Consider the following 9,980-nt stretch of genomic DNA (forward strand, 5'->3'; position numbering starts at 1 on the left):
CCCATCGCGCGCACGCGCGCTCCCCCAGGGCCGGGTTTTGGGGGAGCGCGCTTGCGCGCGATGGTTCTTGCCTCAGTTCAGAACGCGCCAAACCCATGCGCCGCTTCAAGGCCAAGGTCCACCCGCACGCGGCGCAGGAAAGCGAGTACTTCCTCGTAACGTCCCATCGTCACCAGCGATTCCGCGGTGTGGCCACCGACGGCATGGATCGGCTGTTCGCGATACCAGGCAATGCGCGCGGATTCGTCCGGTTCGATGCGCGCGGCCTCGTGCAGCACCTGCCACGCATGGGCCTTGCTGGGCGGGGTGGTGGCGGCGGAACGGATATCGATGACGGTGGCGTACGACATACGGATGACCTCGACGTGGTGGCCGCCCGGGGTGGCGTCCACACATGACTTCCACGGCAAACTGCCTACCTTCCCTGTCCTGGTCCTTTCAGCGAGGAACGTCCCATGGCAAAGGTTCTGGTTCTGTACTACTCGGCCTACGGGCACATCGAAACGATGGCCGAGGCGGTGGCGGCTGGCGCACGTGAAGCAGGTGCCAGCGTAGACATCAAGCGCGTGCCGGAGCTTGTGCCGGAAGACACGGCACGGGCCGCGCATTTCAAACTGGATCAGGAAGCACCGGTGGCCCGTGTCGAGGAACTGGAGCACTACGACGCGATCATCGTGGGCACCGGCACGCGTTATGGCCGCATGACATCGCAGATGGCGAACTTCCTTGACCAGACCGGACCGCTATGGGCCCGCGGCGCCCTCAACGGTAAGGTCGGCGGCGCCTTCGCCTCCACGGGAACACAACATGGTGGCCAGGAAACGACGCTGTTCTCCATCATCACCAACCTGCTGCACCTCGGGCTGATCCCCGTAGGCCTCCCCTACAGCTTCCAGGGCCAGATGACCCTTGCCGAGATCACCGGCGGCAGCCCTTACGGCGCCACCACCATCGCGGGTAGCGATGGCTCGCGCCGGCCCAGCGAGAACGAGCTGGCGGGCGCGCGGTTCCAGGGCAAGCTCATCGCGGAAACGGCCGCGAAGCTGTTCGGCTGACGATCCCTCAGGCCTCCTGCCACTGCGAACGGCGCCAGTGGCTGGGGCTCTGGCCAACGAGCCGGCGGAACAGGTTGCACAGGTGCGCCTGGTCGGAGAGGCCGCATGCCAGGGCGATCTGGCTCAGCGGCTCACGCGTCTGCAGCATCAGCTGCTGCGCCCGCTCCACCCGCTTGCGCATGATGAAGGCGTGCGGCGGCTCGCCGAAGGTGTCCTTGAACGCGCGGCAGAAATAGCTGCTGGAAAGGCCGGCGAGCGTCGACAGGTGGTCGATGGTGATCGCAAAGCCGAGGTTCTCATCGACATGCGCTGCCACCCGCCGTGCCTGCCAGGGGGCCAGGCCGGCACCGACGCGACGGCGCGGCGCCACCGCGGCCGGCGCCTGCGGCGCATCGGCCTGTTCGAGCAGCGCGGCGACCCGGGCCACGCAGGCGCGGGTGGTGGCGAGGTCGGTTTCCACCGCGGTGAGGGCCTGCTCCAGCAGGCGGGCCACGGTCGGCTCATCCTGGGCGGCGGTCACGGCAAACGTGTTCAGGGCATGCACCGCATCGGCGGTCGGGCCGGGCGTGGCATAGGCGTTCGATTCGTAGCGCATGGTCTGGCTCCACGGAGGGGGCGGGGACATGGGCACGTCGCCCATGCTTGCAGCCTATGCGCGAAGAGGGGGTCGACTGAATTCTACGTTGGGCTCTGGGGGCCCATACCTAAGGATGATTTGGAGCAATGACACCTTTCTTGTAACGGTCGTGCCGTAACGGTCAAAAACCATCACCGGCGTGCAAGACTGCTATGACGTGTTTCGCCACGATTCTGGCCGAATCTGTATAAGACTGCCGCCACGTGAGCCACTGATGCCAGCAACGATGCCCTCTCGCCATGCGCCCGCCGGGACCCTTATTGGTCCGCGCCATGGCGCATCCGGCTGGCTGTCGGCCGCCGGGACATTGCTTGCCGTGGCCGTATTCATCGTGGACACCTTCACGCCGCTGCAGGGTGCGGTTGCGGTCGTCTACCTGGTCGTGGTGCTGCTGGTCGCCGCATCGGGTAGCCGTGCCGCCATCCATGCCGCCGTGGCCGGTTGCAGCCTGCTCACCATCGCCTCGTACGTGCGCGGCCATGGCTGGCCCGAGCCCGACGCCGCGCTGTTGCGTTGCGTGGTCAGCCTGGCGGCCATCGTGGTCACGGGCGTGCTTTCGCTCCGCGCCCGCGCGCGCATGGTCACCATCATCCGCCAGGCGAGCCTGATCAACCTCACCCACGATTCGATCTACGTCCGCGATACGGACGACGTGATCGTCGAATGGAACGGCGGTGCGGAAGCGCTTTACGGCTGGACCGCGCGCGAAGCCATCGGCCGCCGCGCCAGCGAACTGCTGGCGACCGCGTTCGCGGGCAACCGCGCCGAGATGGATGCCGAGTTGTTTTCCGAAGGCCGCTGGGAGGGCGAGCTGATCCAGCAGCACCGCGATGGCCGCATCGTGCTGGTCGAGGCCCGCTGCGCGCTGTTGCGCGATGGCGCGGGCCGCGCGCAGATGATCCTGGAAGCGGGTACGGACATCACCGCGCGTCGTGCGGCGGATGCCGCGCTGGCCGAGAGTGAGCGCCGTTACCGCGCCATCTTCGAAAGCGCGCGGTTCTCGTTCTGGGAAGAGGATTACACCCTCGTCATGGAGCGCATCGCCGTGTTGCGCCAGCAGGGTGTGGTGGATCTTGCCGCCTACCTGCACAAGCACCCCGCCTTCGTGCGCGATGCGTGCTCGCTGACCATGGTGACCGACGTCAATGCCGCCACCGTGCGCCTGCTCGGCGCGCAGCGCCGCGAAGACCTCATCGGCCCGCTCGATCGGTTCCTGCCTGGCAGCGACCGCACGTTTGCCCAGGTGCTGCTCACCGTATTCGAAGGGACCGGTACGGCCGAGGGCGAGACCCACCTGGTGAACCTGAAGGGCGAGCGGCTCAACGTGCTGTTCGCGATCAGCATGCCGCTGGGCGCCGCGCGTTACGACCGCGTGCTGGTGAGCGTCGTGGATATCACCGACCGCAAGCGTGCCGAACACGCCCTGATGGCGATGCAGTCCGAGCTGGCCCAGGCCGCCCGCGTGACGGCGCTGGGCGAGATGAGCGCCACCATCGCGCATGAAGTGAACCAGCCGCTGGCCGCGATCGTCACCCACGGCGAAGCCGCCCTGCGCTGGCTGCGCCGTGACCAGCCCGATCTCGGCGAGGCCTGCGATGGCATCGAGCGCCTGGTGCGCGATGCGCGCCGCGCGAGTGAAGTGGTCAACCGCGTGCGCAGCCTGGCCAGCAAGGAGCCACGCCAGCACGTGCGCTTCGACCTGCACGCGCTCGCCGACGAGTGTGCCCTGCTACTTGACGGTGAGATGGCCCGCCACCGCGTCGGCCTGACCATCGATATCGACGAGGACGCACCGCTGCCCCGTGGCGATCGCGTCCAGCTGCAGCAGGTGGTGATCAACCTGATGGGCAACGCGATCCGTGCGATGGGCAGTGTCCCTGGCCGTCGCGAGCTGACCTTGCGCGCCCGCGAGGTCGATGGCGATGCCCTGATGATCGAAGTCGAAGACACCGGGACCGGTATTCCCGAGGACATCGCGGCCAACCTGTTCGATGCGTTCGTGACCAGCCGTGGCGGCGGCATGGGCATGGGGCTTGCCATCTGCCGCTCGACCGTGGAATCTCACGGCGGGCGCCTCTGGGCGACCAATCGCCCTGAGGGGGGAGCGACCTTCCATTTCACGCTGCCAGTGATGGTGGCCGAGGAGGCCCGCGCATGAATCGTCCGCTACCCGTCGTTGCCCAGGCACCGATCGTCTGCGTCGTCGACGACGACCAGGCGGTGCGCGAGGCGCTCGGGTCCTTGTTCCGCTCGGTGGGCCTCAGCGTCGCCACCTTTGGCAGCACCGCCGATTTCCTTGCCCGCGACAACGCAGGCGCCCCGGGCTGCCTCGTGCTCGACGTCCGCCTGCCTGGCGTGAGCGGGCTGGATTTCCAGGCCCAGCTTTCCGGCATGGATAACAGCCTGCCCATCGTCTTCATGACCGGCCATGGCGACATTCCTATGTCGGTACGCGCCATGAAGGCCGGCGCGCTGGATTTCCTGGCCAAGCCGTTCCGCGACCAGGACATGCTCGATGCGGTGTCGGCGGCGATCGAGCGGGATGCGGCGAGCCGTCGCGATGCCGATGCCTTGTCCACGGTCCGAACCGCCTACGCCTCGCTCACGCCGCGCGAGCGCGAGGTGATGCAGCACGTGACCGCCGGCCTGATGAACAAGCAGGTGGGCGCGCTGCTGGGCCTCTCCGAGATCACCGTGAAGATCCACCGCGGCAACGTCATGCGCAAGATGGGCGTGCGCTCGTTGGCCGACCTGGTGCGCCAGGCCGAGGCGCTGGCCGGCCAGGCCTGAGGCCTGGGCCTGAACAGATCCCGGCACCGCACACCTCCGTATGATTCCCATCCACGGGCCGGGGGAGCACTGTAGGCCCCGCACCGCTCAGGCGCGTGATGAGGATCACAGGTTTGGCCGCGAACAGGATTGTGGCGATCGTTGACGATGACGATGCGGTGCGCCAGGCCACCGTAAGCCTGGTCAGGTCGCTGGGACACGAAGCACGGGGGTTCGCCTCCGCCGAAGACTATCTCCGCCCCGGCAGCGATGAAGGCGTGGATTGCCTCGTGACCGACGTGCATATGCCCGGCATCGACGGCACCGACCTGCAGCGCCGGCTTCTGGCGCGCGGGCGCACCTATCCCATCGTTTTCGTTTCAGGCTTCCTCGATGATGCCGTGCGCGATAGCGTGATGGCCGCAGGCGCGTTCTGCTATCTCGGCAAACCGTTCGCCGGGGATGCGCTGGTCTCGTGCCTGGAGCGGGCGCTCGCCGTGCGGTAGCGTCGTTTCCATCGGGGTCTGATACGCTCCGGCCCCATGATCCTGACCCTGTTCCTTATCCTGCTTCTCGTGGCGCTGCTCTGCGGCTGGCGCCGTCGTCGCCGCGCCGCCGGTTCGTTCATCGTGCTGGCCTTTGCATGGCTGTTCGCGGTGGGCTGCGGGCCCGTGGCGGGTCTCCTGCTGGATAACCTGCAATCCGGTTTCCGCACGGATTTCAACGGCTGGGGCCAGCGCAACGTCATCATCCTGCTGGGCGCCGGCACGGTACGCAGCAGCAACGGCGGCGTGGAACCGAGCCTTTACGCTAACGGGCGGATCCTGCGATCGGTCGAGCTCTACCGTGCCTGCAAGGACACGGGCGCGGACTGCAAGCTGGAAGTGAGCGGCGGGGACGCAGCGCATAATGGCCACGCCGAAGCGGACACCTATGCGCTCACGCTAGACCGGCTGGGCGTCCCGCGAGCCGACATGATCCTCGAGTCGCGCAGCATGAACACGTTCCAGAACGCGCAGAACAGCAAGCCGCTGCTCGATGGCTACCGCGCGGACAAGATCGTGCTGGTGTCGTCGGCGGTGCACCTGAAGCGCGCGATGTTGTACTTCGCCCACTTCGGCATCCGCGGCGAACCGGTGCGTGGCGACTATGTGCGTGCACGCTATGACTGGCTGCCGGGCACCGAGAACCTGTTCTTCGCCGACTTCGCCCTGCATGAATACGTGGGCGTGTGGCGCTACCACGTGTACAACGCCCTGGGCTGGAACGTGCCCAAGGTTCCTGAAGAAAACGTGACCACGCAGACACATAGCTAACATTTGGCCCTTTATGCTGGCGCACCGTCCAGCCACGGACCGCAACGAAAGGAGATGCCCGTGAAGTCTCGTTACATCCTCGCCGCGCTGCTGGCCACCGCTTCGATCGCCCCTGGCGCGTTCGCCCAGCAGGCCGCTCCGGCGCAGCAGCCGGCCCCCGCCGCCAACCCGGCGTCGCAGATCCCGGCGTCCGATCGCGCCGCGATCCAGAACTACAACCTCAACGACGACGTGTTCCACCGCCTGGTCGCCGTCTCGAAGGAAGCGAAGAAGCAGGGCATCAAGCCCAAGGATGCGCAGACCGACTTCTCGAAGATCCACTCGCTGGATGATCTCGCGAAGACGGTTACCGACTCCGATGCGCGCATCGGGCCGCTGATCCAGAAGAACGGCTTCAGCCCGCGCGACTTCATGCTCGCGAACCTGGCGCTGACCAACGCGGCGATTGCTTCGGAAGCGAAGAACAATCCGCAGATGGCCCAGTACGTCGACCAGTCGAAGGTGAACCAGAAGAACGTCGCCTTCTACGAATCGCACAAGGCTGAGATCAACCAGCTGATGAGCGAAGACGACGGCGCCGCCAAGTGACATCGTAGGAGCCCACCCTGTGGGCGACATCTTTCGCGATAAAGCTGCAGGAACTGTTGCTCTTCCGCGAGAGGCGTCGCCCACAGGGTAGGCTCCTACAACGGTTCCATTGAAATGGCCCCGGTCGCGAGACCGGGGCCTTTGCTTATCGCCTCAACGCACGATCAGTTCGTGCCGTGCAGTGCGTGCTTCAGGTCGCGCATCTGGTCGTGGCCGCTCTTCACCGAGACGTACGACTCGTTGATCAGCGAGCGCGTGCCGGCGGTGACGTCGGTGTCCTTCAGGGCATCTTCGTACTTCGCCTTGATGTGGTCCTCGCCGCGTTCCACTTCATCGACGATGGCCGTGTCGTCCTTCGAGCTCATCTTCGCGCGGAGTTCCACGAACATGCGGTGTGCCTTGGCGAGCACGGTGCCGTCATCTTCCGGGTTGCCGCCGAGCGAGCGCACCTGCTGCTGCAGGCGCTGCGCGACCTGGCGGCGCTCCGAGGCGCGCTGCTGGAACGAGGCGGCATAGCGCGTGTTGTGCGCATCCTTCGCGGCCTCGCCGTAGCCTTCTGCGCTATCGATCGTCGTCTCGATGAGGGAGTTGAGGACCTTGATATCGTGTTCGGTCGTTGCAGTCATCGGCGTAGCTCCTTGTTGGCGGGAAGTGGTTACGGGAGGCCAGCATCGCGTCTGCGGGCGGCTGCATTCCGTGAACGCCACGTGGCGTGGCCCATGACACGATGCGTTCGTTCATCCTCGCGGCAGGCATACTGCATCGTCACGTTTCACTAAGGAGATCGAACCATGGCATCCAATCGTCGCGCGCTGGTCACCGGCGCCTCCGCCGGTATCGGTGAAGCCTTTGCGCGGGAGCTTGCGCGCCGCGGTTTCGACCTGGTGCTCACCGCGCGCCGTGCCGATCGTCTCGACGCCCTCGCGACCGAGCTGCGCGAGCGCCATGCGATCGAGGCGATCGTGGCGCCGCTGGATCTCGCCCGCCAGGATGCGGCGGAGGCGCTGGTCGGTGCCTTGACGGAGCAGGGCCTTCACATCGACCTGCTGGTGAACAACGCCGGGTACGGGCTCACGGGTTACCTCGACGAACAGCCGTGGGCGGCCCACGCGGCATTTATCCAGGTCATGATGACCGCGCCCACCGAACTGGCCTGGCGCCTGCTCCCCGGGATGAAGGCCCGTGGTTATGGCCGGATCATCAACGTGGCCTCGCTGGCCGGGCATGTCCCGGGCTCGGCCGGCCACACCCTGTATGGCGCCTCCAAGGCCTACCTGATCCGGTTTTCCCAGTCGCTGGCGCTGGAGGCGAAAGGCACCGGCGTCCATGTCACCGCCTTATGCCCCGGCTTTACCTATTCGGAGTTCCACGACGTGAACGGGGCACGCCCGCTGGTCTCGAAAATGCCTGCGTTCATGTGGATGGATGCGGCCACGGTGGCCCGGCAGGGCCTGGATGCCGTGGACGCCGGGACCCCGGTCTACGTCAACGGCCGGGTCAACCGGATCATCAAGGCGCTCTTCAAGCTGCTGCCGGACCGGCTGGGCCTGGCCCTGACCGAGCGCCAGGGCCGGCGCTTCCGGGTCCACGGCGAGGGCGCCCCGGGGAGCCATGGCTGATCCGTGACGGCATGATCCATGACCTCTGGCATACGCCCGGGGCGGTGCCGGGGGCTAGCCTCGTCCGGTTCGCGGCGCCCTCCGCGCCGACACGTTCCGCCAAGGGGTTACCCATGTACAAGCACTACCCGGCGCTTGCCGGTGCCATCCTCCTCGGCCTCGCCGGGGCTGCTTCCGCCCAGTCGGTCGGTACCGACGACTACCGCCGCGCCGATGCGATGCTGGCGAACAACACGATGCCGCTGGTCGATCACTCCGTCCAGCGCGTGAAGTGGATCGACGATACGCACTTCTGGTATCGCGACCATGACAAGGATGGCGACCAGTTCCTCACCATGGATGCGAGCACCGGCAAGGTCACCCGCGCGTTCGATCGCGACCAGGTGGCGAAGGCGCTCTCGGCTGCCACGGGCAAGAAGGTCGACCCGGCCAAGCTCCCGGTGACCGATTTCGTCGTGCGCCCGGATGATGGCCTCGACATCACCTCCGGCGGCAAGCACTACACCTGCGACAAGGCCATGGGTAAGTGCGACCTGGCTGCAGTGAAGAAGGACCCGAACGGCAAGGCGTACGGTGAAGAGCCGGGCCTGAAGTCGCCGGATGGCAAGTCGGAAGCGTTCGTGCGCGACTGGAACCTGTGGATGCGCGATGTCGCCACGGGTGCCGAGACGCAGCTGACCACCAACGGCGTCAAGGATTATGGCTACGCCACCGACAACGCTGGCTGGAAGCACACCGACGAGGCGATCCTGGTGTGGTCGCCGGACTCGAAGAAGATCGCGACGTTCCAGCAGGACCAGCGCAAGACGGGTGAAATGACCCTCGTCAGCGTCAACGTGGGCCACCCGAAGGTGGATACGTGGAAGTACCCGCTGCCGGGCGACAAGGACGTGACCATGATCGAGCGCGTCGTGATCGACGTGCCGAGCAAGCAGATGGTCCGCTTCAAGATGGAGCCCGACCAGCACCGTTCCACGGTCTGCGACGATGTCTCATGCAGCCCGGGCGTGTGGGATGACGTGCGCTGGTCCGCCGATGGCAAGAGCATTGCGTTCGTCTCCACTGCGCGCGACCACACCCATGAGTGGGTGCGCATCGCCAATCCGGAAACCGGTGACGTGCGCACCGTGTTCGACGAAAAGGCCAAGACGTATTTTGAAGGCGGTTTCGAGAAGGCCAACTGGCAGTACGTGCCTGAAACCGACGAGGTGATCTGGTTCTCCGAGCGGAGCAACTGGGGCCATCTGTACATGTACAGCCTGAAGTCCGGCAAGCTCGAGCACGCGATCACCAAGGGCGACTGGAACGTCACCCAGGTGCTGCACGTCGATCCGAAGGCCAAGGCGATCTGGTTCCGCGGCGTCGGCCGCGAGAAGGGCGTGGATCCGTACTACCAGTCGTTCTACAAGGTGAACTTCGATGGCTCGAACCTCACCCTGCTGACGCCGGAGAAGTCCGACCACACGGTATCGATGTCGAAGGACGGCACGTACTTCTTCGATTCGTACAGCACCATCGATACGCCGCCGGTCGCCGTGGTTCGTCGCAGCGATACGGGCGCCGTGGTGAAGGAAGTGGCGAAGGCCGACATCTCGCGCCTCAAGGCGGCTGGCTGGGTCGCGCCCACCTCGTTCACGGTCAAGGCCCGCGACGGCAAGACCGACCTCTACGGCCAGATGTTCAAACCGTCGAAGTTCGATCCGTCGAAGAAGTACCCGCTGGTCGTCTACATCTACCCGGGCCCGCAGGTGGGTTCGGTGCGTACGCGCAGCTTCGCGCCCTCGCATGGCGATAACCAGGCGCTGGCCGAACTCGGCTTCGTCGTCGTCGCGGTGGATGGCATGGGTACGCCGCTGCGCTCGAAGGCGTTCCACGATGCGTACTTCCAGAACATCGGCGACAACACGCTGCCCGACCAGGTGGCGGCGGTGAAGCAGCTGGTGAAGCAGAACCCGTGGATCGATGGTGAGCGCGTCGGTATCTGGGGCCATTCCGG

At 66.1% G+C, this 9,980-nt stretch carries 11 protein-coding genes; 8 read left to right on the forward strand and 3 right to left on the reverse strand.

Annotation, left to right across the window (positions count from 1 at the left end; all coding sequences use genetic code 11):
• Window positions 1-77 precede the first annotated feature (77 nt).
• Window positions 78-392, reverse strand: a complete 315-nt coding sequence (locus ACTHLF_RS09045; protein WP_440326730.1) for a hypothetical protein — start codon at window positions 390-392, stop codon at window positions 78-80.
• A 63-nt stretch (window positions 393-455) separates the two neighbouring features.
• On the opposite strand from ACTHLF_RS09045, the gene wrbA reads away from it, so the two are divergent.
• Window positions 456-1,055, forward strand: a complete 600-nt coding sequence (gene wrbA, locus ACTHLF_RS09050) for an NAD(P)H:quinone oxidoreductase (protein ID WP_440326732.1) — start codon at window positions 456-458, stop codon at window positions 1,053-1,055.
• A 7-nt stretch (window positions 1,056-1,062) separates the two neighbouring features.
• On the opposite strand, the gene ACTHLF_RS09055 is transcribed toward wrbA, so the two are convergent.
• Window positions 1,063-1,650 (reverse strand): helix-turn-helix domain-containing protein, encoded by a 588-nt coding sequence (locus ACTHLF_RS09055; RefSeq protein ID WP_440326734.1) that lies wholly within the window; start codon window positions 1,648-1,650, stop codon window positions 1,063-1,065.
• 268 nt (window positions 1,651-1,918) lie between these two features.
• Here ACTHLF_RS09055 and ACTHLF_RS09060 point away from each other — a divergent pair, with 268 nt between their 5' ends.
• From ACTHLF_RS09060 to ACTHLF_RS09080, 5 genes are all read left to right on the forward strand, one after another.
• Window positions 1,919-3,850, forward strand: coding sequence for a PAS domain-containing sensor histidine kinase (locus ACTHLF_RS09060; protein ID WP_440326736.1), 1,932 nt, complete (start codon window positions 1,919-1,921; stop codon window positions 3,848-3,850).
• Complete coding sequence (locus ACTHLF_RS09065; RefSeq protein ID WP_440326738.1) at window positions 3,847-4,482, forward strand: response regulator transcription factor; 636 nt, start codon at window positions 3,847-3,849, stop codon at window positions 4,480-4,482. Before ACTHLF_RS09060 ends, ACTHLF_RS09065 begins: the two co-directional genes overlap by 4 nt.
• 131 nt (window positions 4,483-4,613) lie before the next feature.
• Window positions 4,614-4,967 (forward strand): response regulator transcription factor, encoded by a 354-nt coding sequence (locus ACTHLF_RS09070; RefSeq protein ID WP_440326740.1) that lies wholly within the window; start codon window positions 4,614-4,616, stop codon window positions 4,965-4,967.
• 36 nt (window positions 4,968-5,003) lie between these two features.
• The gene (locus tag ACTHLF_RS09075) at window positions 5,004-5,777 is read left to right on the forward strand and encodes a YdcF family protein (RefSeq protein WP_440326742.1); all 774 of its coding nucleotides are present in this window, start codon (window positions 5,004-5,006) and stop codon (window positions 5,775-5,777) included.
• A 60-nt stretch (window positions 5,778-5,837) separates the two neighbouring features.
• A complete protein-coding gene (locus ACTHLF_RS09080; RefSeq protein ID WP_440326744.1) occupies window positions 5,838-6,365 on the forward strand; it encodes a hypothetical protein in 528 nt (175 codons plus the stop codon).
• Window positions 6,366-6,529: 164 nt separating this feature from the next.
• On the opposite strand, the gene ACTHLF_RS09085 is transcribed toward ACTHLF_RS09080, so the two are convergent.
• Window positions 6,530-6,991: a PA2169 family four-helix-bundle protein gene (locus ACTHLF_RS09085; RefSeq protein ID WP_440326746.1), complete on the reverse strand. Its 462-nt coding sequence runs from the start codon at window positions 6,989-6,991 to the stop codon at window positions 6,530-6,532.
• Between the two features lie 165 nt (window positions 6,992-7,156).
• Between ACTHLF_RS09085 and ACTHLF_RS09090 the strand changes: the two genes are divergently transcribed.
• Together ACTHLF_RS09090 and ACTHLF_RS09095 are read left to right on the forward strand one after the other, a co-directional pair.
• Window positions 7,157-7,984 carry an SDR family NAD(P)-dependent oxidoreductase gene (locus ACTHLF_RS09090; RefSeq protein WP_440326748.1) on the forward strand — a complete coding sequence of 276 codons (828 nt, stop codon included), beginning with the start codon at window positions 7,157-7,159 and terminating at the stop codon, window positions 7,982-7,984.
• A gap of 113 nt (window positions 7,985-8,097) precedes the next feature.
• The coding region (locus tag ACTHLF_RS09095; RefSeq protein WP_440326750.1) for a DPP IV N-terminal domain-containing protein at window positions 8,098-9,980 on the forward strand (1,883 nt) is incomplete at its 3' end.

The sequence above is a fragment of the Luteibacter sp. genome (genome assembly GCF_051958795.1).
Lineage (GTDB): Bacteria > Pseudomonadota > Gammaproteobacteria > Xanthomonadales > Rhodanobacteraceae > Luteibacter.

What these genes read in the sequence shown, in the direction of transcription:
- wrbA (WP_440326732.1), top strand. Translation starts at nt 456, where the DNA reads ATGGCAAAGGTTCTGGTTCTGTACTACTCGGCCTACGGGCACATCGAA.
- ACTHLF_RS09085 (WP_440326746.1), bottom strand. Translation starts at nt 6,991, where the DNA reads ATGACTGCAACGACCGAACACGATATCAAGGTCCTCAACTCCCTCATC.
- ACTHLF_RS09055 (WP_440326734.1), bottom strand. Translation starts at nt 1,650, where the DNA reads ATGCGCTACGAATCGAACGCCTATGCCACGCCCGGCCCGACCGCCGAT.
- ACTHLF_RS09090 (WP_440326748.1), top strand. Translation starts at nt 7,157, where the DNA reads ATGGCATCCAATCGTCGCGCGCTGGTCACCGGCGCCTCCGCCGGTATC.
- ACTHLF_RS09075 (WP_440326742.1), top strand. Translation starts at nt 5,004, where the DNA reads ATGATCCTGACCCTGTTCCTTATCCTGCTTCTCGTGGCGCTGCTCTGC.
- ACTHLF_RS09065 (WP_440326738.1), top strand. Translation starts at nt 3,847, where the DNA reads ATGAATCGTCCGCTACCCGTCGTTGCCCAGGCACCGATCGTCTGCGTC.
- ACTHLF_RS09060 (WP_440326736.1), top strand. Translation starts at nt 1,919, where the DNA reads ATGCCCTCTCGCCATGCGCCCGCCGGGACCCTTATTGGTCCGCGCCAT.